The 25,229-nt window shown below is 59.9% G+C and carries 22 protein-coding genes; 2 read left to right on the top strand and 20 right to left on the bottom strand.

Going from position 1 to position 25,229, the window contains the following annotated elements:
- Positions 1 to 271: 271 nt before the first annotated feature.
- From HPDFL43_RS10575 to cysG, 13 genes are all read right to left on the bottom strand, one after another.
- Positions 272 to 1,425 (bottom strand): IS3 family transposase gene (locus HPDFL43_RS10575; protein WP_245271052.1). Its coding sequence is split into 2 segments (ribosomal slippage): positions 272 to 1,173 and positions 1,173 to 1,425, totalling 1,155 coding nucleotides; the frame shifts between segments, so codons are not numbered across the junction.
- 77 nt (positions 1,426 to 1,502) lie between these two features.
- The gene (locus tag HPDFL43_RS10565) at positions 1,503 to 1,712 is read right to left on the bottom strand and encodes a hypothetical protein (RefSeq protein WP_007197323.1); all 210 of its coding nucleotides are present in this window, start codon (positions 1,710 to 1,712) and stop codon (positions 1,503 to 1,505) included.
- 162 nt (positions 1,713 to 1,874) lie between these two features.
- The gene (locus tag HPDFL43_RS10560) at positions 1,875 to 2,108 is read right to left on the bottom strand and encodes a formate dehydrogenase subunit delta (protein WP_007197322.1); all 234 of its coding nucleotides are present in this window, start codon (positions 2,106 to 2,108) and stop codon (positions 1,875 to 1,877) included.
- On the bottom strand, positions 2,098 to 2,928 hold the full coding sequence (gene fdhD / locus HPDFL43_RS10555; protein ID WP_007197321.1) for a formate dehydrogenase accessory sulfurtransferase FdhD: 831 nt from the start codon (positions 2,926 to 2,928) through the stop codon (positions 2,098 to 2,100). Before fdhD ends, HPDFL43_RS10560 begins: the two co-directional genes overlap by 11 nt.
- A gap of 32 nt (positions 2,929 to 2,960) precedes the next feature.
- On the bottom strand, positions 2,961 to 5,846 hold the full coding sequence (fdhF, locus tag HPDFL43_RS10550; RefSeq protein WP_007197320.1) for a formate dehydrogenase subunit alpha: 2,886 nt from the start codon (positions 5,844 to 5,846) through the stop codon (positions 2,961 to 2,963).
- Between the two features lie 5 nt (positions 5,847 to 5,851).
- Positions 5,852 to 7,408: a formate dehydrogenase beta subunit gene (locus HPDFL43_RS10545; protein ID WP_007197319.1), complete on the bottom strand. Its 1,557-nt coding sequence runs from the start codon at positions 7,406 to 7,408 to the stop codon at positions 5,852 to 5,854.
- Positions 7,405 to 7,884 (bottom strand): formate dehydrogenase subunit gamma, encoded by a 480-nt coding sequence (locus HPDFL43_RS10540; RefSeq protein WP_007197318.1) that lies wholly within the window; start codon positions 7,882 to 7,884, stop codon positions 7,405 to 7,407. The genes HPDFL43_RS10545 and HPDFL43_RS10540 overlap by 4 nt, the downstream gene beginning before the upstream one ends.
- Before the next feature lie 93 nt (positions 7,885 to 7,977).
- On the bottom strand, positions 7,978 to 8,871 hold the full coding sequence (locus HPDFL43_RS10535) for a LysR family transcriptional regulator (RefSeq protein WP_040449191.1): 894 nt from the start codon (positions 8,869 to 8,871) through the stop codon (positions 7,978 to 7,980).
- Between the two features lie 106 nt (positions 8,872 to 8,977).
- Positions 8,978 to 9,313, bottom strand: coding sequence for a 2Fe-2S iron-sulfur cluster-binding protein (locus HPDFL43_RS10530; RefSeq protein WP_007197316.1), 336 nt, complete (start codon positions 9,311 to 9,313; stop codon positions 8,978 to 8,980).
- Between the two features lie 16 nt (positions 9,314 to 9,329).
- Entirely contained in the window at positions 9,330 to 9,848 is a 519-nt protein-coding gene (locus tag HPDFL43_RS10525) for a DUF934 domain-containing protein (RefSeq protein WP_007197315.1), read from the bottom strand.
- 14 nt (positions 9,849 to 9,862) lie between these two features.
- Positions 9,863 to 11,533 (bottom strand): nitrite/sulfite reductase, encoded by a 1,671-nt coding sequence (locus HPDFL43_RS10520; protein ID WP_007197314.1) that lies wholly within the window; start codon positions 11,531 to 11,533, stop codon positions 9,863 to 9,865.
- A gap of 10 nt (positions 11,534 to 11,543) precedes the next feature.
- Positions 11,544 to 11,867: a DUF2849 domain-containing protein gene (locus HPDFL43_RS10515; protein ID WP_040450084.1), complete on the bottom strand. Its 324-nt coding sequence runs from the start codon at positions 11,865 to 11,867 to the stop codon at positions 11,544 to 11,546.
- Between the two features lie 10 nt (positions 11,868 to 11,877).
- Positions 11,878 to 13,323 (bottom strand): siroheme synthase CysG, encoded by a 1,446-nt coding sequence (gene cysG, locus HPDFL43_RS10510; RefSeq protein WP_040449190.1) that lies wholly within the window; start codon positions 13,321 to 13,323, stop codon positions 11,878 to 11,880.
- A 181-nt stretch (positions 13,324 to 13,504) separates the two neighbouring features.
- On the opposite strand from cysG, the gene HPDFL43_RS10505 reads away from it, so the two are divergent.
- Together HPDFL43_RS10505 and mazG are read left to right on the top strand one after the other, a co-directional pair.
- Complete coding sequence (locus HPDFL43_RS10505; RefSeq protein ID WP_007197310.1) at positions 13,505 to 14,107, top strand: nucleoside deaminase; 603 nt, start codon at positions 13,505 to 13,507, stop codon at positions 14,105 to 14,107.
- A 98-nt stretch (positions 14,108 to 14,205) separates the two neighbouring features.
- A complete protein-coding gene (gene mazG, locus HPDFL43_RS10500; RefSeq protein WP_007197309.1) occupies positions 14,206 to 15,027 on the top strand; it encodes a nucleoside triphosphate pyrophosphohydrolase in 822 nt (273 codons plus the stop codon).
- A gap of 55 nt (positions 15,028 to 15,082) precedes the next feature.
- Here the strand turns inward: mazG and hflX are convergent, their stop codons facing one another.
- The 7 genes from hflX to ntrC all read right to left on the bottom strand — a co-directional run bounded on the left by hflX (position 15,083) and on the right by ntrC (position 25,225).
- A complete protein-coding gene (gene hflX, locus HPDFL43_RS10495) occupies positions 15,083 to 16,522 on the bottom strand; it encodes a GTPase HflX (RefSeq protein ID WP_084594628.1) in 1,440 nt (479 codons plus the stop codon).
- Positions 16,497 to 16,745 (bottom strand): RNA chaperone Hfq, encoded by a 249-nt coding sequence (hfq, locus tag HPDFL43_RS10490; protein ID WP_007197307.1) that lies wholly within the window; start codon positions 16,743 to 16,745, stop codon positions 16,497 to 16,499. Before hfq ends, hflX begins: the two co-directional genes overlap by 26 nt.
- Before the next feature lie 282 nt (positions 16,746 to 17,027).
- On the bottom strand, positions 17,028 to 18,464 hold the full coding sequence (locus HPDFL43_RS10485; protein WP_156970256.1) for a potassium transporter TrkG: 1,437 nt from the start codon (positions 18,462 to 18,464) through the stop codon (positions 17,028 to 17,030).
- Between the two features lie 37 nt (positions 18,465 to 18,501).
- Complete coding sequence (gene trkA / locus HPDFL43_RS10480; protein WP_007197305.1) at positions 18,502 to 19,878, bottom strand: Trk system potassium transporter TrkA; 1,377 nt, start codon at positions 19,876 to 19,878, stop codon at positions 18,502 to 18,504.
- Between the two features lie 59 nt (positions 19,879 to 19,937).
- Positions 19,938 to 21,302 (bottom strand): nitrogen assimilation response regulator NtrX, encoded by a 1,365-nt coding sequence (gene ntrX, locus HPDFL43_RS10475; RefSeq protein ID WP_007197304.1) that lies wholly within the window; start codon positions 21,300 to 21,302, stop codon positions 19,938 to 19,940.
- On the bottom strand, positions 21,292 to 23,613 hold the full coding sequence (locus HPDFL43_RS10470; protein ID WP_007197303.1) for a sensor histidine kinase NtrY-like: 2,322 nt from the start codon (positions 23,611 to 23,613) through the stop codon (positions 21,292 to 21,294). Before HPDFL43_RS10470 ends, ntrX begins: the two co-directional genes overlap by 11 nt.
- A 160-nt stretch (positions 23,614 to 23,773) precedes the next feature.
- Positions 23,774 to 25,225: a nitrogen regulation protein NR(I) gene (gene ntrC, locus HPDFL43_RS10465; RefSeq protein ID WP_007197302.1), complete on the bottom strand. Its 1,452-nt coding sequence runs from the start codon at positions 25,223 to 25,225 to the stop codon at positions 23,774 to 23,776.
- Positions 25,226 to 25,229 lie beyond the last annotated feature (4 nt).

Raw genomic sequence — 25,229 nt, 5'->3', positions numbered from 1 at the left:
GGCCCTAGAACAAAGAATCTGAGGAAGTTGCTTTTCAGCTCGGCGTCGCAAAGTCGATGCTTTTTGCAACGGTTCAGCCTCTACGTTCAATACCCAAATCAGAGCGCAATGCCTGCTTCAACTGCTCGTGAGCCGTGAAGCGGGCAGCTTGATCATCATTGGTGGCGATTATCAGTTCGATAGCTTCGCGCACCTTCTTAGGCGCGACAAGTTCACAACGCATTTGCCAGTATGAGCTACTCCCCATTCGTTGGACAGTTTCTGGCGTAAATTAAGCTACTCTTTGCACTTGCTGATCGGGTTGGGTTTCGTCTTTTCCCAGCCAATAGACCACGGCAGGTGGTCTTCCACCAAGGGCTGAGTGTGGGCGTTGATGGTTGTAGAACGTCATCCATTTGCGGATGCCCGCCTTCGCTTCTGATCCGGTCTCCCAGGCATGCAGGTAGACACATTCATATTTCAGCGTCCGCCACAGGCGCTCGATGAAAATATTGTCGAGGAACCGCCCCTTTCCATCCATCGAGATGCGCACGCCGGTCCGGCGCAAGCGGTCCGTCCAGGCGAAGGATGTGAACTGGCTGCCCTGGTCTGTATTCATGATCTCCGGCTGGCCGAACTTGTGGATGGCCTCATTCAGCGCCTCGACACAGAAGTCGGCCTCCAGCGTATTCGAGACGCGCCAGGCCAGAACCTTACGGGTGTGCCAGTCCATGATGGCGACGAGGTAGAGAAAGCCACGCCGCATGGGCAGGTAGGTGATGTCCGAGCACCAGACCTGGTTCGGTCGATCCACGCGCAGTCCTTTCAGCAGGTAGGGATAGGTCTTGTGCCCTTTCGCCGGCCTGCTGGTATTGGGTTTCTGATAGATCGGCATCAACCCCATCAGGCGCATCAACCGGCGTATCCGTTTCTCGTTCACCAGATGGCCATCGTTGCGCAGATGCCAGGTCATCTGCCGGACGCCGAAGAACGGCGTTTCAAGGAACTGCTCGTCGATTTGACGCATCAGGTCGAGGTTCTGCTCGGTCTCGCCCTTAGGCGTGTAGTAGAAGGACGAGCGCGCGATCGACAGCAGCTTGCACTGCTGGCCTATCGACAGCTGGGGGTGATCGGGTTCGACCATGCCGCGCCTCACTTCCCGCCCCATGGCTTCAGCTTTCTTTCCAAAAAAGAGTTGGCCACGGCCAGCTCCCCGATCTTGGCGTGGAGTTCCTTCACCTGCTCCTCGTCGATCTCGGGCTTCTTTCGACCGCCGCGTTCGAACACGCCGGACGCGCCCTCAAGGAGCGCACGTTTCCATTGATGGATCATCGTTGGATGCACCCCGAACCGGCTCGCCAACTCAGCGGCGGTTTCCTCGCCCTTCAGGGCTTCCAGCGCGACCTTCGCTTTGAACTCAGGCGCGTGTTGCTTGCGTTTCGACATCTCTGATCTCCTTCTCGTCGAAGATCAGCAGACTGCAAATCGTAGCTTATGTCAGTGTCCAAATTTCGGGGGGTAGCTCAGTACGCGAAGTTTTTTGCGGCGGTGTCGGTGCCCTCAACAGCAGCTTGATGGTAGGCCTCGAGCAAACCGATATACGCTAACTTACGTTCTTCAAAATTGCGTTCGTCTATCCGCGCACGGCGCGCAAGCCAAAATTGAATCACTGCCGTAAGCAACGATCCTAATCCGAAAGCAGCAATAAACGAGACAACCAGTGAGACATCCATCTCGAATTATTGCACAAAAACCCCAGTTTTCCCAAGAGGCGATTACTAAGGACTCGCCGTTTGTATTGCCACACTCAACCCATTTGGATTAACTAGTATCAAGATCGGATGCCACTCGGCGAAGGGAGTGTCTACGGCGCAACATCTGGCCGTGCAATTCAGTCACTTCGCAGCGCTGGCCTTCTCCGGCCGCCGGATCTTCCCCAGCGCCGCCACTACCATCGGCGCAAAACCTTCGGTACTCTCATCGCTGATCTCGAACAGTTGCGCGCGCATGCGCGGGTCCCAGAACTTGTTGATGTGGTCGGCGACACCCTCGATCTGCTCGCTCTCCGGCTGGGAGGCGAAGAAGGTGGCGATCTGGTTGGCCTGGTAGCGCAGTTTGTCAGGCGACATCGCTCTGGGCTCCTTGAACGATCCGGTCGGGCCGGGTGAAGATTTCGAAATCCACGCTGCGGGCGATGCCGACAAGCGTGAGCCCTGCAGCTTCCGCCGTGCGCACAGCAAGGGCTGTGGGTGCCGAGACGGCGATCAGCAGTCCCGCGCCGGCAATTACGGCCTTCTGCACCATGTCCACCGACACCCGGCTGGTGATCACAAATGCGCCGTCTGCCGGGCTTGATCCCTCACGCGCCAATGCGCCGATCAGCTTGTCGAGCGCATTGTGGCGGCCGACATCCTCGCGCACGCAGGCGACGCCCGAACCGGGGCGGTAGAAGCCGGCGGCGTGCACCGCGCCGGTTTGCGCGCGCAGGTCCTGATGCATCGACAGCGAGCGGACCGCATCCCGGATATCATCGTGACTGAAACGGATGTCCACCGCGTCGCGGTCCGGGAGCTGGCGCAGGGCCTCCTCGATGGATTCGATGCCGCACAGCCCGCAGCCCACCGGCCCCGCCATCTTTCGGCGGCGGGCGGAGTATGCAAACTGGAGGTCGCCGGCAAGCTGCATCTGCACGTCAAATCCCTGGTCGGCTTCGACAATCTCGAGGGACGCAATGTCGTCTGCCGAGCGGACGATGGCTTCCGATAGGGCAAAACCCACGCCGAAATCCTCAAGGTCCTGAGGTGTTGCCATCATCACCGCCTGGGTGGTGCCGCCAAAGGACAGCGCCACCGGAACTTCTTCGGGCAAAGCGCGAAGACCTGGCGTGGCGACCCCTGCCCTGACAGCGATCCGCTCGGTTCTGGCGATGCTGCGCTCCTTGGCGGTCATGTGGCGTTGCTCCTGTTCGGCACAGCCTGCCCCTATTCGGCAGGCTCCAGCGCGTCTTCCCTGGCGATCCGGCGGGATTGGGTGGCTTGCGCCTCGTAATCCTGCTGCCAGGAGGTGGGGCCATTCGAGGGCGAGACCTGGACAGCCGTGACCTTGTATTCCGGACAGTTGGTGGCCCAGTCGGTGAAATCGGTGGTGATCACATTGGCCTGGGTGCCAGGATGGTGGAAGGTGGTGTAGACCACGCCGGGCGCCACGCGTTCGGTGATGGTGGCGCGCAAGGCTGTCTCGCCAGAGCGGCTTGCCAGCTTGACCAGATCGCCTTCGCGGATGCCGCGCTGTTCGGCGTCGTGGGGATGGATTTCGAGCCGGTCCTCGGCGTGCCAGGCGACGTTTTCCGTGCGCCGTGTCTGCGCGCCGACATTGTACTGGCTCAGGATCCGGCCGGTGGTGAGCAGCAGCGGGAAGCGCGGGCCGGTGCGTTCGTCGGTGGCCACATATTCGGTACGGATGAACTTGCCCTTGCCGCGGACGAAGCCATCGAGATGCATGACCGGCGTGCCGTCCGGCTTGGCCTCGTTGCAGGGCCATTGCACCGAACCCTTTTCTTCGAGCAGCTGATAGGTCACGTTGGCGAAGCTCGGTGTGGTGGCCGCAATTTCATCCATGATTTCAGATGGATGCGAATACTTCCAGTCAAGCCCCATGGCCTGCGCCAGCTTGAGCGTCACTTCCCAATCGGCCATCCCGTTCTTCGGGCTCATCACCCGGCGCACACGGTTGATGCGGCGCTCGGCATTGGTGAAGGTGCCGTCCTTCTCGAGGAAGGTCGAGCCCGGCAGGAAGACATGAGCGTAGTTGGCGGTCTCGTTGAGGAACAGATCGTGGACGACGACGCATTCCATAGCAGCAAGGCCTGCTTGCACATGTTTTGTGTCCGGATCGGACTGCAAAATGTCCTCACCCTGGATGTAGATGCCGCGGAAGGTGCCGTCGACGGCGGCATCAAGCATGTTGGGAATGCGCAGGCCGGGCTCGGGGTTGAGCTCCACGCCCCAGAGGGTCTCGAACACGTCGCGGACTTCCGAGCCGGAAATGTGCCGGTAACCGGGCAGTTCGTGCGGGAACGAGCCCATGTCGCAGGCGCCCTGCACATTGTTCTGGCCTCTGAGCGGGTTCACGCCGACGCCGGGACGGCCGATATTGCCGGTGGCCATGGCGAGGTTGGCAATCGCCATCACAGTGGTCGAGCCCTGGCTGTGCTCGGTGACACCAAGGCCGTAATAGATCGCGCCATTTCCGCCACGGGCATAAAGCCGCGCCGCGCCGCGCAGCTCTTCCGCCGGCACGCCCGTCAGGCTTTCGGTGGCTTCCGGCGAATGGGCGGGCTCGGCGACAAAACCGGCCCAGTCCTCGAATTCGGACCAGTCGCAGCGCTCGCGGATGAATGCCTCGTCGAACAGGCCCTCGGTGACGATCACATGCGCCAGCGCCGTCAGCACGGCGACATTGGTTCCGGGCCGCAAGGGCAGATGATGGCTCGCCTCGACATGGGCCGAGCGCACCAGGTCGATGCGGCGCGGATCGATGACGATCAGCTTCGCGCCTGCCCGCAGGCGCTTCTTAAGCCGCGAGGCGAAGACCGGGTGGCCGTCGGTCGGATTGGCGCCGATCAGGATCACCACGTCGGTGTGCTCGACGGAATCGAAATCCTGAGTGCCGGCCGAGGTGCCGAAAGCCTTGCCGAGACCGTAGCCGGTGGGCGAATGGCAGACGCGGGCGCAGGTGTCGACATTGTTGTTGCCAAAGCCGGCGCGGACCAGCTTCTGCACCAGAAAGGTTTCCTCATTGGTGCAGCGCGACGAGGTGATGCCGCCGATGGCGCCCTTGCCATACTGGAACTGGATGCGGCGGAATTCCTTGGCGACATGGGCGAAGGCCTCGTCCCAGCTGACTTCGCGCCAGGGATCGGTGATCTTTTCGCGCACCATCGGGTTGAGAATACGGTCCTGGTGGGTGGCGTAACCCCAGGCAAAACGGCCCTTGACGCAGGAATGGCCGCGATTGGCCTTGCCGTCCTTCCACGGCACCATGCGGACCACTTCCTCGCCCCGCATTTCGGCCTTGAACGAGCAGCCGACACCACAATAGGCGCAGGTCGTCACAACCGAATGTTCAGGCTGGCCGATCTCGATGACGGACTTCTCCTGAAGGGTCGCTGTCGGGCAGGCCTGCACACAGGCGCCACAGGACACGCATTCGGAGTTCATGAAGCTCTCGTGCATGCCGGGCGACACGCGGCTTTCAAAGCCCCTGCCCTCGATGGTCAACGCGAATGTGCCCTGCACTTCCTCGCAGGCCCGGACGCAGCGCGAACAGACAATGCATTTCGACGGATCATAGGTGAAATACGGGTTGCTTTCATCCTTGGGCATGTATTTCGGATTGGCTTCGCCGTTGTGGCGCGCCTGGACGTGGTTTTCACCCTCATAGCCGTAGCGGACATCACGCAGGCCAACAGCGCCGGCCATGTCCTGCAGCTCGCAGTCACCATTGGCGGCACAGGTCAGGCAATCCAGCGGATGGTCGGAGATGTAAAGTTCCATCACACCGCGGCGGATATCCTTGAGACGTCCGGTCTGGGTGTGCACCACCATGCCTTCGCTGACCGGCGTGGTGCAGGAGGCGGGTGTTCCATTGCGGCCCTCGATTTCGACCAGGCAGAGCCGGCAGGAGCCGAAGGCGTCGACCATGTCAGTTGCGCAGAGTTTTGGAACCTGAATCCCCGCCTCCATCGAGGCGCGCATCACGGATGTGCCTTCCGGCACATCGATCTGCTTGCCATCGATGGTCAGCCGGACGGACTTTTCCGATGGGGAAGCCGGGGTGCCGTAGTCGATTTCCTTAATCAGCGTCATGGTTCTTACTCCGCAGCCTGAGACATCGAGGCGGGACGAAAATCATCGGGGAAATGTGTGAATGCACTCATAACCGGATAGGGCGTGAAGCCCCCCAACGCGCAGAGCGAACCGAATTTCATGGTGTTGCAAAGGTCGCTCATCAGCGCGACCTGCTTGTCGGGCTCGATGCCGTCGCGGATGTTGTCGATTACCTCAACACCACGGGTTGAGCCGATGCGGCAGGGCGTGCACTTGCCGCAGCTTTCCACGGCACAGAATTCGAAGGCGAAGCGGGCCTGCTTGAGCATGTCGGCAGTGTCGTCAAACACCACAATGCCGGCGTGGCCAATAAGTCCGTCCCTGGCTGCGAAAGCCTCATAATCGAATGGCGTGTCAAAAAGTTCACGCGGGAAATAGGCGCCCAGAGGTCCGCCCACCTGCACCGCCTTGACCGGACGGCCGGTCGCGGTTCCACCACCGATGTCGTCGATCAGTTCACCCAGTGTCATGCCAAAGGCGGCCTCGAACAGACCGCCATGCTTGACGTTTCCTGCGATCTGTACGGGAATCGTGCCACGCGAACGGCCCATACCGAAATCACGGTAAAAATCAGCGCCCTTGTCCATGATGATGGGAACGGAGGCGAGTGAAATGACGTTGTTGACCACAGTCGGACGGCCGAGAAAGCCCTTATGCGCGGGCAGCGGCGGCTTGGCGCGGACGACGCCGCGGCGGCCTTCGAGGCTTTCAAGCAGTGCTGTTTCCTCGCCGCAGACATAGGCTCCCGCACCAACACGGATCTCCATGTCGAAGCCATGGGGGGAGCCGAGAACAGATGTCCCGAGGATATTGTTTTCTCTGGCGATTTCGACGGCGCGGTTCATCACGTTGATGGCGTGGGGATATTCCGAGCGGAGATAGACGTAGCCTTTGGTGGCTCCGGTGGCGATGCCGGCGATGACCATGCCTTCGATCACCACGAAGGGGTCGCCTTCCATGATCATGCGGTCGGCGAATGTGCCGGAATCGCCTTCGTCGGCATTGCAGACGATGTATTTCTGCGCCCCGTCAGCCTCCAGAACCGTCTTCCACTTGATGCCGGTCGGGAATCCGGCCCCGCCGCGGCCGCGCAGGCCTGACTCCGTCACCTGTGCGACGATGGCTTCGGGAGGCATCGCAACGGCATTGGTCAATCCGGCCAATCCGCCCTGAGCCCGGTAGTCCTCAAGCGAGAGCGGATCGGTGATGCCACAGCGTGCGAATGTCAGCCGGGTCTGGCGCTTGAGGAACGGAATCTCCTCTGTGAGGCCCAGGGACAGCGGGTGTTCCGCGCCCTCAAGAAGGCCAGCATCAAGAAGGGCATCAAGGTCGGATGGTTTGACCGGACCATAGGCAACACGGCCCGACTTGGTCTCGACCTCGACCATAGGTTCGAGCCAATAGAGGCCACGCGACCCATTGCGAATGATCCTGGCGTCAAGATCGCGCTTGTTGAGCTCGGTTTCGAGCTTGGCAGCCAGCCTGTCGGCGCCAACGGCAACAGCACCGGAATCGCCGGGAATGTAGATTTTCACGCTCATGACCGCACCACCGTCGCCAATTCGCTGACCGCATCAGCGTCAAGCCTGCCGAGCACCTCGCCATCGACCATTGCGGCCGGTGCACAGGCGCACAGGCCAAGGCAATAGACTGGTTCTAATGTGACGGCGCCATCGGCGCTGGTTTCATGCCAATCGAGGCCCAGCAGCCCCATCAGCCGTTCCGCGAGCTCGTCACCGCCCATTGATTGACAGGCTTCGGCGCGGCAGAGCTTGATGACATGGCGGCCTGCGGGGGCTTCACGATAGTCGTGATAGAAACTGACAACGCCATGAACCTCGGCGCGTGACAGATTGAGCCCCTCCGCGATCACCGGCAGTGCGGACTGCGGAACATGGCCGAAGGCTTCCTGAACATCATGAAGGATTGTCAGCAAAGGACCTTCAAGCGCCTTTGACCGCGCGACGATGGCCTGTGTGGTGCTTGCGATCTCCGCATCCAAGGGACGTTTTTCCATGCAGATCTCCTCCGCCAACTGTCCATTAGCAGTTGGACGTGAACAAAGGCTTGAATCAATGCAGGATTTTCGTGGTGCGATAGAAAATTTCTATCAAGAAGAAAGGGCGCGCGCAAAGATCCGCGCTTCATGCAACAGCGCCGAAACGATCGGTGGGTGCGGTTCCCTCGGCGCCGCAATCATGCCGACGATGTGCCGGGCGTCGGGTTCGACGATCGGAATGGCGCGGAAATCACCCTCGACACCAAGGGTTTCAGCCAGATTGACCGGCATGATCGAGGCCCATTTTCCGGTGCGAATGTGAGAGAACAGCACGATCATGGAATTGGATTCCAGGGTCGGTTTCACGCTGGCTCCCACCTCGGCGAGATGCTGGTTGATGATCCGGCGGTTCTGCATGTCGGGCGTCAGCAGGCACAGAGGCAATTCGGCAACCTCGGCCCAGGTCACCTGTTCGCGTTCTGCCAGGCCCTGACCGGCAGACGTGATTAATTGATAGCGCTCGGCATAAAGCGGAACGGTCGCCACACGCCCTGTCGGCTCATTGTCAATATAGGTGATGCCTGCATCGATCTCGAAATTCTCAAGCTTGGACAGCACCTGCAGGCTGTTGCAGGATGTGACGGAGAGCGTAACCGCAGGATGTTTTTCGGCGAAGGCCATGGTCAACGCCGTTACCATGGAGGACGCGGTCGGGATGATCGCCAGCCGGGCATGGCCGGACAGACCCTTGCGCGCCGCTTTCATCTCCTCGCGCATGGTCTTCGCATCACCAACAATGCGCCGCGCCCATTCAAGAACCCGCTGCCCCTCCGGAGTCAGCCCCTGAAACCTCGAGCCGCGTTGCACCAAAATGACGCCAAGCTGCTCTTCAAGCTGCTTGATCGCGGCCGAAAGCGTCGGCTGGGTCACGCCGCATATTTCGGCAGCATGGCCAAAATGGCGTTCCCGCGCGAGCACAATGAAGAATTCAAGCTTGTCGATCATGGCGGCCAAACTCGCATGGGCGAGGCCGCTCACGCAAGCCTGATGCACACCCGGGTGTGATGGGCGCAGGACATTGAAAATCAACCGAATATCGGAACCACAGCGGTCACGCCGCGGCCTGGTCCTCACGATTGGTGCCCGGGGCCAGACGGACTTCAAGGCCATCAAGCTCTTCAGACATCAACAACTGGCAGGACAAACGGGAATTGTCGCGCACGTCAAAGGCCTGGTCAAGCATGTCCTCTTCCTCGTCATTGATCGGATGCAGCTTGTCGAGCCAGTCGCTCGAGACGTGGACATGGCAGGTGGCGCAGGCACAGGCACCGCCGCACTCGGCTTTGATATCAAGACCCCAGTCCCGGATGATTTCCATGACGCGAAAACCCTCAAGGGCTTCAAGCGTGTGACGGATGCCGGACTGATCTGTGACATGAATTTGCATGGCGATGCTCCGCTACTTAGCCGTTCAGCATGGCGGTGCGGCGCCAACTGTAGCTTTTTGCATCCGCGGTCTGATCAGCCGAAGGCTGATAGTGCAGATCAATGCCAGGCAAGCGCTTTTCCACCAGCCGTGCGATCGTCGGCGCGTGCTCGACCTCGAAGCTGTCAAAACCTGTGCGAAGCATCAGCGGCACCTGGTCGATCAGAACCATGCCAACGGCGCGCAACTGGCCTTTGTATCCAAGCCGGTCCCGCAACAACATGGCTTGCGAAAACGCGCGTCCATCGCTGAAGGCGGGAAAGGTGAGCGCCACGAATGCGATGCGATCCAGCACCGTTGCAAGCGCGCGCACATCGTCAGCAGGCTGCAGCACCACGCCGAATGGCGCATTGTCCTGCGCATGTTCCAGCGCTTCCGCCAGAGACAGAAGCTTGGCGCCGCCGGCCGTTACGTTGGCAGATTCCGTATCGTCGGAAGCGAGCCGCGCCCAGGGATCGTTTTCGACGGTGCCGTCTTGGGTCCAGATAATGGGCATTTCATACTCCAGTCTCAGGCGGCTTCGGCCGCGCCGCCATAAAGCGCAGTCTTGAACGGGCCTGCGCCAATCCGGCGGTAGCATTCGAGGAAGGTCTCTTCAGCGCTGGTGCGGCTTTCGAGATAGGTGTCGACGATCGTCTCGACGGCATCGGTGATCCGCTCCGGCTCAAAGCCACGGCCGATGATTTCGCCGATGGAGGCTTTCTCGTCGCCCGACCCGCCAAGCGAGATCTGGTAGAGTTCGGCCCCCTTCTTCTCCACGCCCAGTATGCCGATATGGCCGACATGGTGATGTCCGCAGGCATTGATGCAGCCCGAGATCTTGATCTTCAGATCACCGATGTCCGCCTGCCGCGCCGGATCACCGAAGCGGTTGGAGATATCCTGGGCAACAGGAATGGAGCGGGCATTGGCGAGCGCGCAATAATCGAGGCCCGGGCAGGCGATGATGTCGGTGATCAGGCCCGCATTCGCGGTTGCGAGCCCATCGGCGACAAGCGCCCGGTAGAGCGGCTCCAGATCGGCGAGCGCCACATGCGGCAGAACCAGGTTCTGCTCATGGGTGACGCGGATCTCGTCATGGGCAAATTCTTCGGCCAGGCGCGCAACAGCGTCCATCTGATCGGCAGAAGCGTCGCCCGGGATGCCGCCGATTGGCTTGAGCGAGATGGTCACCATGGCATAGTCAGGGTGCCGGTGCGGCGCGACGTTGCGGCCGACCCAATCGGCAAATGAGGGATCGGACTTCTTCCATTCGGCCAGTTCACCCCATCCTTCGGCACGATCGGTCAGCGCGGGTGGCGCGAAATAGGCGTTGATTGCGGAGATGTCGGCTGCGGGCAGCTTGAGTTCACCGTCCTTGAGATGCTCCCATTCGGCCTCGATCTCGGCAGACAGCTGCTCAACGCCGGTTTCATGCACCAGGATCTTGATTCTTGCCTTGTACTTGTTGTCACGGCGGCCGTGCAGATTGTAGACCCGCATGATCGCCGTCACATATGACAGAAGATCAGCTTCTGGCAGGAAGTCTCTGACTTTCTTGGCCAATATCGGGGTACGCCCCTGCCCGCCACCAATCCAGACGGCAAAGCCGAGACGGCCTTCCTCATCCTTCTTGAGCTGCAGGCCGATGTCGTGGACCTGAATGGCCGCGCGGTCACGCTCAGAACCGGTTACGGCGATCTTGAATTTGCGCGGCAGGAACGAGAACTCGGGATGCACCGAGGACCATTGCCTGAGGATTTCGGCATAGGGGCGCGGATCAGCCACCTCGTCCGCGGCAGCGCCTGCGAAGTGATCGGCAGTGACGTTGCGGATGCAGTTGCCCGATGTCTGGATCGCGTGCATCTCGACTTCGGCGAGCTCTTCCAGGATGGCCGGCATGTCGGACAGTTTGGGCCAGTTGTACTGGATGTTCTGCCGTGTGGTGAAATGGCCATAGCCGCGGTCATAAACGCGGGCGATGTGCGCGAGCTTGCGCATCTGGCGGCCATTGAGGGTGCCATAGGGAATGGCGACGCGCAGCATGTAGGCGTGAAGCTGCAGATAGACGCCGTTCATCAGCCTGAGCGGCTTGAAGGCGTCCTCGGAAATCTCACCCGACAGCCGGCGCTCGACCTGGTCGCGGAACTGGTTGACGCGCGCGGCCACAAAGGCATGGTCGAATTCATCGTAGCGGTACATCGTATGGTCCTTATGCGGCTTGGGAGGCCTGCGCGGCGGACGCCGGCGCATAGTCAATCGTCGGTCCGTCCGCGCGGATGCGTTCGCGCAGCCTGAACGGGCGCGGGCCGCTGGCGGTTTCCTCGATCTCGATGACATTGACGTCGACGACGCGGTTGTCTGCCAGTGCTTGCTGGCCTGCGGCTTCAATTGCCGCCACGGCATCCTCATGACGGGCGAGAAATGCGTCCTTGAGCGAGAACACCCATTCGCCATTGGCGCCGAGCCAGACGGAGATGCCGTCGGTCAAACGGTTGGCGGTGAGAACCTTTGTCTTTGTCGGAGCGGTTTTCATCGTGGCCTCCTCAGGCGGCTTGGGTGGATTGGTTGGCAGCCGGAACATTCCGGCCCGCTGCAATAGGGATTGAACTGTCGAAGTTGGCGCCGGCAACCGCGTCGCCGATCACCACCATCACCGGGCCGGTGATCTCAGTTCGGCGCTCGAGCGTCGGCAAATCCGCGAGTGTGCCATGAAACAGCTGCCTGTCGCCGCGCGATGCGTTTTCGACAATTGCCACAGTCATGTCAGGCGCCAGGCCTGCCTCGATCAGGCGGGTGGCGACGCTGGCCGCGACCGTGCGCCCCATATAGACGCAGAGCGTTGCGCCGGAGATCGCCAACCGGGCCCAGTCGGGCAGTGATGCGCCGGTGAGATCATGCCCGGTGGTGAAGACCAGGGAAGACGCGACACCGCGCAGTGTCAGCGGCAGTTCGAAATCCGCCGCTGCAGCAAAGGCGGATGTGATCCCCGGCACGATTTCGAAGGAAATCTCCGCCTGGCGCAACGCGGCCATTTCCTCGCCGGCACGGCCGAACACCAGCGGGTCGCCGGACTTGAGCCGGACCACGCGCTTGCCTTCGCGGCCGAGGCGGATCAGCAGATCGTTGATTTCATTCTGGCTCTTGGAATGGCAGCCCTTGCGTTTGCCGACGGCGAAACGCTCGGCGTCACGCCGGCCAAGGGCAACAACGGTTTCGGGCACCAGTGCGTCATAGACGATCGCATCGGCTTCCATCATGGCGCGCTGGGCGCGAAGCGTGAGCAGATCCTCCGCGCCGGGACCAGCGCCCACCAGCCAGATGTGGCCAGGAACAGGCTCCCTGCCCCGCAGCATGCGGGTGGCTGAACGACGGGCCAGCGACAGATCACCATTGTCGACATGGGTGGCGACATCGGCCTCAAAAAACCGCCTCCAAAAGCGGCGGCGTGCAACGCCGCGCGGCAACAAGCGGTCGACGGCAACCCGGTAGTCCGATGCAAGCCGCGCCAGCTTGCCAAGCGAGGGTGAGAGCATCTGGTCGACACGGACGCGGATCATCTGCGCCAGGACCGGCCCCGCACCTTCCGTGCCGATGGCTATCGCCACCGGGGCACGGTTGACCAGTGCCGGGGTCAGGAAATCGCAATAATCGGGCTGATCAACAGCGTTGGCCGGAATTCGACGGGTCCGAGCATCCGATACGATCTCGCGATCGAGTGCCGCATCACCTGTGGCTGCGAAAACCAGCGTGGCACCGTCCATCTGTTCCGGACTGTAGACCACCCGCACCGGTTCGATCTTGAGCCGCTCAAGGCTGTCGGTGAGCTCCGCGTCAGGAGCATCGGAATAGACCGAGATATCGGCGGAAGTGTTGGCAACCAGACGCGCCTTGGCGGCGGCTTCGGCGCCATTGCCAAAGATCGCCACCTTTTTCGCGTCCACCCGCATGAAGGCGGGAAATGTGGTCAATTGTGCTGCTGCTGCCGCCATGAACGTCAAAGCTCCTGAGTTGCTCTCATTTTCAGGAGAAAGGCGAAGCAAATGAAGGAACAAAGATGTGCCAAACGGGTGATCGGGATATTCTTTTGCTCCGGAATGCCGGTTATGAAGAATGGGTAACCGCGACGCGCCATGCTCATGCGGTCAGACGACACAGGTTTTGGAACACTTCATGGAGATTACGGAAAACGCGCAACTGGCAGCCAGACTGCTCAGCGTGATGCAAAACGATATCCTGCCGCTCACCGAAAAAGGCGTGGCAGAGGGAAACAAGGTGTTCGGTGGCGCGCTGCTGCGCAAATCCGATCTTTCGCTGGTGATGGCCCAGACCAACAAGGAAACCGAGAATCCGCTGTGGCACGGCGAAGTTCACCTGCTCAAATGCTTCTATGAAAGCCCCGTTTCCAAACAGGAATCCACCAAGGACATGATTTTCCTGTCCACCCATGAGCCCTGCAGCATGTGCATGTCAGCGATCGCCTGGGCCGGATTTGACAATTTCTTCTACTTTTTCAGCCATCAGGATTCGCGCGACAGCTTTGCCATTCCGCATGATCTCAAGATGCTCAAAGAGGTCTTCGGTCTGGAACCGGGCGGTTACAATCACGACAATGCGTTCTGGCGCGGCCGGGGCATCTTCGACATCATGGCAACGCTGCCAGATGCCGAGGCGAAACCATTGCTCAATCAGGCCCAGCGCATCCGCGATCATTACGCTCAACTGTCCGACAGCTATCAGGAAAGCAAAGACGACAACGCGATACCGCTCAACTGATCTGGTGCTTGTCAGGCGGGATCGACTGAGTTGTGGACAAGGTGGATGGCCAGGGCGGAACAGTCGCGGGCTTCAGACGGCTCGGCTAAGCTCGCCGCATGACCCCATCCCGCAACATTTCCCGCCTCATCGAAATCATGGCCGCCCTCCGGCATCCCGAGACCGGCTGCCCCTGGGACATCAAGCAGGATTTTGCCTCGATCAAGCCCTACACGATCGAGGAGGCTTATGAAGTTGCCGATGCGATCGAGCGCAACGATCCCGAAGACCTGTGCGACGAGCTGGGCGATCTGTTGCTGCAAGTGGTGTTCCATGCCCGGATGGCGGAAGAACAAGACCTGTTCTCGTTTGAAGACGTGGTCGAGGCGATCACCCGGAAGATGATACGCCGCCACCCGCATGTGTTTGAACGCCCCGGCGCCGACACGCCGGATCAGGTCAAGATGCAGTGGGCGGAGATCAAGGCCGAAGAGAAACGGGAACGACGAGAGCGCCGCGCCGCACGCGGATTGCCCGAGAGCGAGAAGCCCGGGCAACTCACCAGCGTGCCGCGCGCCCTGCCCGCGCTCATGGAAGCGCTGAAATTGCAGCAGGCGGCGTCCCAGGTCGGCTTTGATTGGGGCGCGGCAGGTCCGGTGCTCGACAAGATCGAAGAGGAAATCGGCGAATTGCGGCAGGCCATCACCGATGCCAGGCAGGACGAAGCGGCGGATGAGCTCGGCGACGTCATCTTTGCGGTGGCCAATCTGGCCCGCCACCTCAAGGCCGATCCCGAAGATGCCCTGAGATCCACGAACACCAAGTTCCGCCGGCGCTTCGCCTATGTGGAGACGGAATTGGCAAAACAGGGCAAAACGCCTGACAAGGCGACGCTTGATGACATGGAAGCGCTCTGGCAGGAGGCCAAGAGCTACGATTGAGATGAGGAATTAAGGCAGTTTCAAGTTGAATGAACTCGTCTGAGCTTGGCGGACTTTAATCGTCCAAGTCATCTTCCCAGCTGTCAGATGGTTTGGGGCCATTGCCCATGCGCCGGTCGAGTTCCTCGGAATCGGCGGTCGTGAATTCGACTTCGATCATCACCGAACCGTCTTCCATATCCTCACGTTCGCTCACACGCCCGCGCTCATAGATCCAGGGAACCAGTTTCATCTGATCGGGCCCGAGCGTGACGTTTCGCGAGACCAGCTTGCCGGAGATGATCGTCTCTATGCGCATCAGCAACTCGTCGATGCCCTCGCCGGTCACCGATGAAACGGCAATCGCATTTTCCGATTTTTCGGCCCTGGTCTTGAGATCTTCCGCGGCTTCCTCAGAGAGCAGATCGATTTTGTTCCAGACCTCGACTAGCTTGCGGCCGTCGCCTTCATTGAGGCCGAGGCTTTTGAGGATTTCCTCAACGTCACCAGCCTGCGAAGCACGGTCGGGATCCGCCATGTCGCGCACATGCAGGATCAGGTCCGCTTCCACCACCTCTTCGAGTGTGGCGCGGAAGGCAGCGACCAGATGGGTCGGCAGACTGGAGATGAAGCCCACCGTGTCGGACAAGATCACTGTGTTTCCGTGCGGCAGCTTCATGCGTCTGAGCGTTGGATCCAGCGTTGCAAACAGCATGTCCTCGGCAAGAACTTCTGCGCCGGTCACCCGGTTGAACAGCGTCGATTTGCCAGCATTGGTGTAACCGACCAGCGCCACGATCGGGTGCGGAACCTTCTTGCGCTTGGCGCGGTGCAATTGCCGTGTGCGGCGAACCTGCTCGAGCTCGCGTTCCAGCTTGACGATGCGGTCCTGCAAGAGCCGCCGGTCGGCCTCGATCTGGGTTTCACCAGGGCCACCCATGAAGCCGCCGCCACCGCGCTGGCGCTCAAGGTGGGTCCAGCTGCGGACAAGGCGGCCCTTCTGGTAATTGAGATGGGCAAGTTCAACCTGCAGAACGCCTTCCCTGGTGGAAGCACGCCTGCCAAAAATCTCCAGAATAAGGCCGGTCCGGTCAATGACCTTGACCTTCCATTCCGTTTCCATGTTGCGCTGCTGCACGGGAGTCAATGGATGGTCGACGATAACAAGCCCGGACCCGGTTGTTTCGATCACCCCCTTTACCTCGAGCATCTTGCCTTTGCCGAACAGGGTCGACGGACGCGGTGCCGAAATCGGCACGATCAGGGCTTCAGCGACCTGGAGATCGATCGCACCGGCAAGGCCAACAGCCTCTTCCATGCGCAAAGCGTCAGGGCGTTTGGTTATGTTGCTTCCATCAGGACCACTGCCCGGCGCAGCATTCCGCGTGCGCAATGCCGGAACGAGCACAATTGCGCTGGTGACGTCAGACTTGCTGTCCGCGTCGGCAAAATTCCCGGAATTACCTACGGTTTCTATGTGCGTTGTCCAATCAGGCGTTGCTGCCTGCGTCTTCATTCTCGAACATCTGAACCGGCTGACTCGGCATGATGGTGGAGATCGCATGCTTGTAGACAAGCTGCGAATGACCGTCGCGCCGTAGAAGCACGCAGAAATTGTCAAAAGAGGTGACTACACCGGTCAATTTTACCCCATTGATCAGAAAGATCGTCAGGGATATTTTTTGTTTTCGAACCGTGTTGAGAAAAAGATCCTGCAGGTTCTGTGAACGCTCCGCCATTGCGCCTATTTCATCCGTCTTTTTCTTGCCCGCTACATGCAGGTCATTTCCGCGTAAGTTCAAAACTCGATGGCAAAGGCTGAATTCCCCAGGAATGGCCCACCGGGCCTAACCTTCCAAATGTCAAGTCTCGAACACCTAGACTCCCTCTGACAGACAGGATTTTTTAGTTTGCCGCTGACAGGTTTTGCTCGTCCGAACAAACGATAGAAGATCATTGTTGCGGTGTTTTGTAAACACTTGTTTTTCTGCGTAAGCTGGCGTTGCGACCAGCCCGGGGTGCTAGCGCGTCAACCAATAGCGTAGATTGAGAACCGTAAAAACCACCATCACTTCAAGCCGTCCAAGGGTCATCAGCAGGATCCCGGCGAGCTTGGCGGATGCCGGAATGGCCTCAAAGTGCGGCCAGATATCATTGGCCGGATCCGTTGTGTAGACCGGAGGAATGAGCGCGTCATACACCGGTCCGGTATTGGAAAACAGCGAGATCGCCATGGTGACGCCGGCTTCAAAATCGGTAGCGGTCAGCGTGAACATCAATGCCGCACTGGCAATTACCACCAGCGAGAGGGCGAAATAGGTCCATATTGCCCGCATGCTCACTTCATCGATCAGATAGCGACCAAACCGGAGGCTTGAGACGCTCGAGGGATATATCAGCCGATTGAGTTCCCGGGCTGAATGAACCGCCATCGCCGAGATACGGTAGATCTTGAAACCGCCGGTCGTGGAATAAATGCCGCCGCCGACCAGCACGACAACCAACACCAGAATTTCCGGCCACAGGGCAATGACGCCTGGCCGGCTTTCGATACCGCTGGTGGCAACCAGCGATGTGGCGGCCAAGAGGCTTTCTACAAAGATTGGCGGCAGATCGCTGCCACCGGACACTGCTGACAGCCGGGCGGCGTAAAAGACCGCAATCACAATGATCGCCACCACCACGACGAACACCTCCGGATTGTCCCTTATGAGGTTCCTCGGTGCGCGCAACAGCCTTTGGCGCCAGAACACGCTGACGGTGCCAAGCGCCAATCCGATTGCCAAGACGAATTGTGCCGCCGGGCCGGCATGGTCTTCGAGCGCACCCTCGAAGGGCAAGAATCCGCCCGTCGCGATGGCGATCATCGACATCATGGCCGCAAAAGGCCCGTTCACGCCGGCCAGCATCAGTGCGATGAAGATAACGACCGTGATAAGCACATACTGGGTCAATACATCGCGAAAACTCGACAGATCGACCGTCATTTCACTGGAGTTTCCGGTGAGTACGCGCCGATCGCCGCCCGGAAGCCCTCCAAAACCGGCCGGTGCCAGCACATGAATAATCGAGACGATGGTCAGAAAGCCGCCATACCACTCAAGGCTCGCGCGCCAGAACAGGATTGCCCGCGGTGCGGTTTCGCGCGGCAACAGGGTGATCCCCGAAGTTGTCAGCGCCGCAACCGCCTCGAACCAGGAATCCACCCAGCTGAGCCCGCCCAATGTCTTGAATGAAATTGCTGCGGCAATGGGGAGCAGAATCCAGGCGGCAACCAGCGCAAGATAACCAGATGCGCGTCCAAGCCGCCGCTCGAAGCCTGCAATCGATCCCAGAACCATCAAGGCCGCAAAGACACCAAGCGCGCCGATAAGCAGCATAGACAATGCCAGATCGCGCGCGCCGTCTGCGATGGCAAACAGCACAGACGGCACAATGAGCGCGAACATAACGCCCATCGAAACGGCCAGAACATGAAGAATCCCGAGCACGGCCTTAAAAGAATTCGAGGCTGACGCGGAACATCTGTTCAACGTGGCGGACTGAATCGAGTGCCGCAAACATCACCACCCTGTCCTTGGCCTTGATCTTGAGCGAGCCATCGGGCTTGAGCACCTGCTTGTCGCGGTAGATCGCGCCGATGCGCACGCCATCGGGCAGATCCAGGCTGCGCAAAGGCTTGCCAACCAATGGCGAGGTCTCGAGAGCCTCGGCCTCGATCACTTCTGCCGCGCCCTTCTGCACCGAATAGACCGCGCGGATGCGGCCGCGGCGCACGTGCTGAAGGATGCGCGAGATTGTGACTGCGCGCGGATTGATGTGGGCATCGATGCCAAGGGTCTTGGTGAAAGACTGGAACGACGGGTTGTTGATCAGCGCGAGATTGGCCTTGCAGCCAAGACGCTTGGCCATCACCGAAGATAGGATGTTGACCTGGTCGTCATTGGTCAGCGCCACCATCAGATCGGCGTTTTGGATGTCCGCCTCGACCAGAATGTTCTGATCAAGCGCGGAACCGTTGAGCACCACTGTCCGGTTCAGTGAGTCGGCGACAGAAACCGCACGCTCACGATCCGCCTCAATGATTTTGACCTTGGTTTTCGGCTGACGCTCCTCGATCGCCGCGGCGACATAATAACCGATGTTGCCGCCACCCGAGATGACGATGCGGCTTGCTTCCTGCTCTTCATGGCCGAACAGCCCCAGGGTCCGGCGGACATGATCACGGTCACACACGACATAAGCAAGATCGCCGGTTTCAAGCTGGTCGCTCGAATGGGGAACGAAAAGTTTTTCGTGACGCCAGACCCCGACCACGGTCGCCAGGAGATCGGGGAAAAGTTCGCTGAGCTGCAACAGAGGCGTGTTGACTACCGGGCAATCTTCAAGACATTCGATGGCAACCATAGCCACCTTGTCATCGGCGAAGCGGACCGCGTCGGTGGCGCCGGGCAGCGCAATCCGCCGCAAAACCATCTGGCCAACCTCAACCTCTGGAGAGATGATCACATCGATCGGCATGTGATCGCGTGAAAACAGATCCGACCAATGGGATTTCAGGTAGGACTGGGCGCGGATTCGCGCGATCTTCGTAGGAACCTTGAAGATCGAATGGGCCACCTGGCAGGCGACCATGTTGATCTCGTCGTAGAGTGTAACGGCAATGATCATGTCGGCCTGGTCGGCGCCGGCCTGGGCCAGAACATCGGGATGCGCCCCATGGCCCACATAGCTGCGAACATCAAGCGTGTCGCGGATGGCTTGGACAAGCGTTGCCGAGGTATCGATCACCGATACGTCGTTGTCTTCCGCTGCGAGACGCTCGGCAATGCCGTAGCCCACTCGTCCCGCGCCGCAAATGATGACCTTCATTGCCGTCCCCTTGAACGCTTCTGTGTCATGCGCCGATCAAATCGGACGCACAGCGCCGCTTATACGCCAAGCGATTTCAATTTGCGATGCAGCGCAGACCGCTCCATCCCCACAAATTCGGCAGTGCGGGAAATGTTGCCGCCAAAGCGGTTGATCTGGGCAATCAGATAGTCACGCTCGAAGAGCTCGCGCGCCTCGCGCAGCGGCAAGGTCATGATGTGGTTGGAACCGGCGGCAGATGCCTTGGGCAACATGTCGGAAACATCGTCGGGCAGCATATCCGCGCTGATCACTGTTTCCGGACCATCCGAACGGGCCAAGATCATCAAGCGTTCCATGTAATTGCGCAATTGCCGGATGTTGCCCGGCCAGGTGTGAGCCTGAATCACCGCCAATGCATCCTCCCCGATGCGGCGGTTTCTGATTCCAGCCTGTTCGGAAACCTGACGCATGAACATGTCGACCAGGAACGGGATGTCCTCGCGCCTTTCGCTCAGTGAGGGAACCCGGACAGGAACCACCGCGAGCCGGTGATAGAGGTCCTCGCGAAATTCGCCCTCTGAGATCAGTTCTTCAAGATTGCGGGCCGTGGAGGAGATGATGCGGACATCGACTTTCACACGCTTGGTCCCACCGACACGCTCGAACTGCTGATCCACCAGAACACGAAGGATCTTGTTCTGCGTCCCCCGTGGCATGTCAGCGACCTCGTCGAGATAGAGGATGCCGCCATGGGCCTCCTCCAGCGCCCCCACCTTGCGTTCGTGGCTGGCGGCACTTTCGGTGCCAAACAGCGCGACCTCCATGCGCTCAGGTGTAATAGCGGCCGCATTGAGGACCACGAAGGGCCCGCCCGCCCGATTCGACTTGCGGTGTATCAGCCGTGCGACAAGCTCCTTGCCCGAACCCGAGGGGCCAAGAATCATCACCCGGCTGTTGGTGGGCGCAATCTTGTCGATGGTCTGTTTGAGCTGCGAGACCGCGACCGAGGTGCCGATCAACTCGGCCGGATCGCCGGAGCGGCGTTTGAGTTCGGTCACTTCGCGCTTCAGCTTGGACGTTTCCAGCGCCCGTTCGGCGACAAGCAGAAGCCGGTCTGCCTTGAACGGCTTCTCAATGAAATCATAAGCGCCGCGCCTGATCGCCGAAACAGCGGTCTCGATGTTGCCATGGCCTGAAATCATCACCACCGGCAGGTCCGGATACCGTGCCTTGATCTCGTCAAGCAGCGCCAGGCCGTCAAGCCGGCTGCCCTGCAGCCAGATGTCAAGAAATATCAGCCGTGGCACCCGGTCGGTGATGGCTGCAACAGCGGAATCGCTGTCAGCGGCGGTGCGTGTCTCATGTCCCTCATCATCGAGAATGCCCGAGACGATCTCACGAATGTCCTCCTCGTCATCGACCACCAGAATATCAGACGCCATGATCTGTTCGCTCCACTTGTTCTTTTTGTTGTTCAGAATTTTGGTCTTCGTGACCACCCATGGCCGCATGCACTGGCAGCCGTACGGAGATCATTGCGCCCCTGCCGCCGTCGATGTCAGCGGGTGCGTCGCGCAATTGAATGATGCCACCATGGTCATCGATGATCTTCTTGACGATTGCGAGGCCAAGGCCGGTCCCCTTTTCGCGCATGGTCATATAGGGTTCGAGCAACCGGTGCCGGTTTTCACCGGGCAGGCCGCGGCCATTGTCGATGATGTCGATGACATAATCCTGTCCATCCGCGGAAACGCCCGCGCGGATGACGACGATCTTGCCTTGGCGATCGGCGTCTGTAGGAACCGAATCGATTGCCTCGGTCGCATTCTTGATCAGATTGCCAAATGCCTGACCCAGCATCCGGGGATCGAAGTCTCCCTCAAGCGGCGTGTCGGCATATTCCTGTACAAATTCAATGTCACTGCGACTGACTTCCCTGAGAAAAGCTGCGTCTTTGAGGATGTTGCGAAGATCGGCGTGAGTCTTGGACGGCTTGGGCATCCGCGCAAAGGAGGAGAACTCATCGACCATCCGGCCAATGTCCTCCACCTGACGCACGATCGTGTCGGTGCATTGGTCGAACACGGCGCGGTCTTCATCGGGGATCTGCCGTCCGTAGCGGCGGCGGATTCGTTCGGCAGAAAGCTGGATCGGGGTCAGCGGGTTTTTGATTTCATGGGCAATACGCCGGGCGACATCGGCCCAGGCTGTCGAGCGCTGGGCGATCAGCAGATCAGTGATATCGTCAAGCGTGACAACAAAGGATTCGAGCCCATCATGGGTTTCCTCCCGGGTCACCTTGACGTTGAGTGTGCGTTCCTTCCCGCTTCGGTTCAGCGTAATCTGCGCGCGGGCATCGGCACGCGGCCGCATCGCCGCCTCAGCCATGACAGTTTCGAATTCAGGAGCAATTTCATTGAAAGCCTTGCCGATCACCTCGGCCTCGTCACCTTCGGCAAGGATCTGGCGGGCCGACCGGTTTGCAATGGTCACTGCGCCGACATTGTCGATACCCACCACACCGGCAGACACCCCCGAAAGGACAGCCTCTGTAAACCTGCGGCGATCATCAATCTGGTCCTTGGCGGAGAGAATCTCGTCGCGCTGGGTACGAATTTGCACAATCATGTTGTTGAATGTCCGGGCCAGGGAGCCAACATCCCCATCAGATGAATGCACCGGCACGGTCACGTCGAGATTGCCACTTGCAACATCATCCGAAGCGCCGATCAGCACCCGGATTGGCCGCACAAGACGGTCAGCCACCGCAATCGCCGTCCAGATTGCTGCCAGCAGCACAATAAGGGCGAAGCCGAGATAGAGAATGCCAAAGGCCAGTTGCAAGGAGGTCCGCCCCTGCTCCAGCGTCTGGTATTCGAGTGTTGCGTCCTCCATCAGACGCATCGAGCGCATGACTTCGGGATCAACCACACGCACTGTGTACAAAAGCGCGCCGTCAATCTGCTGCAGCGGCATTACCGCACCAACAAGGTTGGTGACACCGGGTGGGATCAGTGTCGGCTGTCCATTCACCGCATCCTTGAGCGCCGATTCCGGAATCGCCGGCAATGGCCGTTCGGTGCGAATGTCTGCCTGCAGGATCACGCTGCCATCCGTGCGAACCAAAAACGCACCCAGCAGGCCGCGGCCGGTGGCTTGTCTGGTCATGAACTGGGTAAAGCCGATCCGGTCGAGCGAGTAGAGCGAGCGTGCATTGTCGAGATCATTGGCCATGGAGACTGTCTGGCCCTGCAGAAATCTCGCATTCTCCAACACATAGGCCTCAGCCACTGACAGTGAGGAATTGACGATGGATTTGGTTCGCAGCGAAAACCAGCGATCCAGCCCCACATCAAGCGTGATTGACGCCACTATGGCGACGAGAATGGCCGGCACGATTGCCACAATCGAGAACAGTGCAACAACCCGAATGTGGAGCTTGGCGGCCGCTTTGCCGCGCCGGCGCGCTCGCAGAAGCATTCGGAGTTCGAGAAAGACCAATGTCACCAGGCCAACCACGAAGACGAGGTTGATAACCACCGCGCCCAGCACAACCTGGTCTACCGGTTCAATTGGTGTCAGTCCGAGCAGAATGGCAAAGGAAACCAGCGCACTCACAAAGGCCGAGACAACGAGCGCGATGCCGGGCAAGGTGAACAGATTTCGGCGCTGAACGCTGGCGTCCGCGGAGCTTGAATCGTCGCTTGCGTCAGGGAGGGAGGTCTGCGGCGCGGCAGCCGAATTCATCGCCATTTGTCTTTCGCCGCTCCGGTTTCGCCTGATTGGTATAGTTGCGAACAAGCAACATAATGTGGCGAAATTGCAACTGCTCGAGACCTCTGTCAAGCCAGTGCGTCAACCGCCCCATTGAGGCCTGTGGGTTCAGGCCAGTTGCTCCGGACGAACTTCTGCGTCAAGCGGGGCGCGGCGAACGGTAGACGGTTACGCCGAGCTCGCGAATCTTCTTGCGCAATGTATTGCGGTTCAGACCCAGAAGGTCCGCCGCCTTGATCTGATTGCCGCGGGTTGCCGTTAGCGCGGCCAGTATCAGCGGATACTCAACCTCTTCGAGCACACGGTGATACAAACCCGGAGGAGGCAGATCTTCGCCAAACCCCGAAAAGTATCGCCGCATGTTTTCTTCCACCGATTGCGCAATCGTCGCCTGCGCCATGGGGGCTCCGCCCTGAGGCGAGGATTGCTCGGGGGTTTCGATCCGGAGCTCGTTGTCGATGATTTCGCGGCTGATCACATCCTGCGGATAGAGTGCCATGACGCGGCGAACCACGTTTTCAAGTTCGCGGACATTGCCGGGCCAGGGATAGGCCTTGAGCAGATCGAGCGCGTCGCCATCAAAACGTTTGGCGTCGAGCCCCTCGCCAACGGCATGGCGCACAAAATGGCGCACCAGATCCGGCACGTCCTCGGCACGGTCACGCAACGCCGGAAGCCTCAAAGGCACCACGTTGAGCCGATAGAACAGATCCTCGCGAAACAGGCCCTGATTGATCAGGATCTTGAGGTCCTTGTTGGTCGCGGCGACAATGCGGACATCGCTCTTGATCGGGGTGCGGCCGCCAACGGTCGTGTATTCACCTTGCTGGAGAACTCTCAACAAGCGGGTCTGGGCATCCATCGGCATATCGCCGATCTCATCGAGAAACAGGGTGCCGCCTTCAGCCTGCTCAAAACGCCCGGTGGAGCGGTTCTGTGCGCCGGTGAAGGCACCTTTTTCATGGCCGAACAGCTCCGATTCGATCAGGTCGCGTGGAATTGCGGCCATATTGATGGCCACGAAGGGGCCGTTGCGGCGCTTGCCATAGTCATGCAAGGCACGCGCGACGAGTTCCTTGCCGGTGCCGGATTCGCCGGTGATCATCAGGGTCAGATCCGTCTGCATCAGACGTGCAAGCACCCGGTAGATTTCCTGCATGGCGGCTGAGCGCCCCACCAGAGGCATGCCTTCGGTGGTGTCCTCGGGTTGGGCGGCAACCTTGCGCGGCTCCGAGAGGGCCCGTCCGATGGTGCCGATCATCTCGGTAAGGTCAAACGGCTTTGGAAGATAATCATAGGCCCCGCCTTCCGACGCCTTGATGGCAGTCATGAAGGTGTTTTGCGCGCTCATGACCAGAACTGGCAGATCGGGGCGGGCGCGGCGAATGCGTGGCAGCATGTCAAAGGCATTCTCGTCCGGCATCACCACATCGGTGATCACCAGATCCCCCTCGCCTGCCGACACCCAGCGCCACAGCGTCGCTGCATTGGACGTGATCCTGACTTCGTAGCCGGCGCGGGTCAGAGCCTGATTGAGCACGGTACGGATTGCAGCGTCGTCATCGGCGACAAGAATTGTGGCGTTGCCCATGATA

The organism is Hoeflea phototrophica DFL-43, from assembly GCF_000154705.2.
Classification (GTDB): Bacteria; Pseudomonadota; Alphaproteobacteria; order Rhizobiales; family Rhizobiaceae; genus Hoeflea; species Hoeflea phototrophica.
The sequence above is the reverse complement of the archived record's forward strand: the minus strand, read 5'-3'. Positions and strand labels throughout refer to the sequence as shown.

Bases quoted from the DNA above. Each gene is read 5' to 3' on its own strand.
- HPDFL43_RS10530 (WP_007197316.1), bottom strand. From the start codon at position 9,313: ATGCAAATTCATGTCACAGATCAGTCCGGCATCCGTCACACGCTTGAA.
- cysG (WP_040449190.1), bottom strand. From the start codon at position 13,323: ATGGCGGCAGCAGCAGCACAATTGACCACATTTCCCGCCTTCATGCGG.
- HPDFL43_RS10560 (WP_007197322.1), bottom strand. From the start codon at position 2,108: ATGTCGCCTGACAAACTGCGCTACCAGGCCAACCAGATCGCCACCTTC.
- fdhF (WP_007197320.1), bottom strand. From the start codon at position 5,846: ATGACGCTGATTAAGGAAATCGACTACGGCACCCCGGCTTCCCCATCG.
- ntrX (WP_007197304.1), bottom strand. From the start codon at position 21,302: ATGGCGTCTGATATTCTGGTGGTCGATGACGAGGAGGACATTCGTGAG.
- HPDFL43_RS10565 (WP_007197323.1), bottom strand. From the start codon at position 1,712: ATGGATGTCTCACTGGTTGTCTCGTTTATTGCTGCTTTCGGATTAGGA.
- HPDFL43_RS10470 (WP_007197303.1), bottom strand. From the start codon at position 23,613: ATGGCGATGAATTCGGCTGCCGCGCCGCAGACCTCCCTCCCTGACGCA.
- HPDFL43_RS10485 (WP_156970256.1), bottom strand. From the start codon at position 18,464: ATGGGCGTTATGTTCGCGCTCATTGTGCCGTCTGTGCTGTTTGCCATC.
- HPDFL43_RS10535 (WP_040449191.1), bottom strand. From the start codon at position 8,871: ATGATCGACAAGCTTGAATTCTTCATTGTGCTCGCGCGGGAACGCCAT.
- HPDFL43_RS10545 (WP_007197319.1), bottom strand. From the start codon at position 7,408: ATGAGCGTGAAAATCTACATTCCCGGCGATTCCGGTGCTGTTGCCGTT.
- HPDFL43_RS10540 (WP_007197318.1), bottom strand. From the start codon at position 7,884: ATGGAAAAACGTCCCTTGGATGCGGAGATCGCAAGCACCACACAGGCC.
- trkA (WP_007197305.1), bottom strand. From the start codon at position 19,878: ATGAAGGTCATCATTTGCGGCGCGGGACGAGTGGGCTACGGCATTGCC.
- ntrC (WP_007197302.1), bottom strand. From the start codon at position 25,225: ATGGGCAACGCCACAATTCTTGTCGCCGATGACGACGCTGCAATCCGT.
- hfq (WP_007197307.1), bottom strand. From the start codon at position 16,745: ATGGCGGAGCGTTCACAGAACCTGCAGGATCTTTTTCTCAACACGGTT.
- mazG (WP_007197309.1), top strand. From the start codon at position 14,206: ATGACCCCATCCCGCAACATTTCCCGCCTCATCGAAATCATGGCCGCC.
- HPDFL43_RS10515 (WP_040450084.1), bottom strand. From the start codon at position 11,867: ATGAAAACCGCTCCGACAAAGACAAAGGTTCTCACCGCCAACCGTTTG.
- HPDFL43_RS10525 (WP_007197315.1), bottom strand. From the start codon at position 9,848: ATGCCCATTATCTGGACCCAAGACGGCACCGTCGAAAACGATCCCTGG.
- HPDFL43_RS10505 (WP_007197310.1), top strand. From the start codon at position 13,505: ATGGAGATTACGGAAAACGCGCAACTGGCAGCCAGACTGCTCAGCGTG.
- HPDFL43_RS10520 (WP_007197314.1), bottom strand. From the start codon at position 11,533: ATGTACCGCTACGATGAATTCGACCATGCCTTTGTGGCCGCGCGCGTC.
- fdhD (WP_007197321.1), bottom strand. From the start codon at position 2,928: ATGACCGCCAAGGAGCGCAGCATCGCCAGAACCGAGCGGATCGCTGTC.
- hflX (WP_084594628.1), bottom strand. From the start codon at position 16,522: ATGAAGACGCAGGCAGCAACGCCTGATTGGACAACGCACATAGAAACC.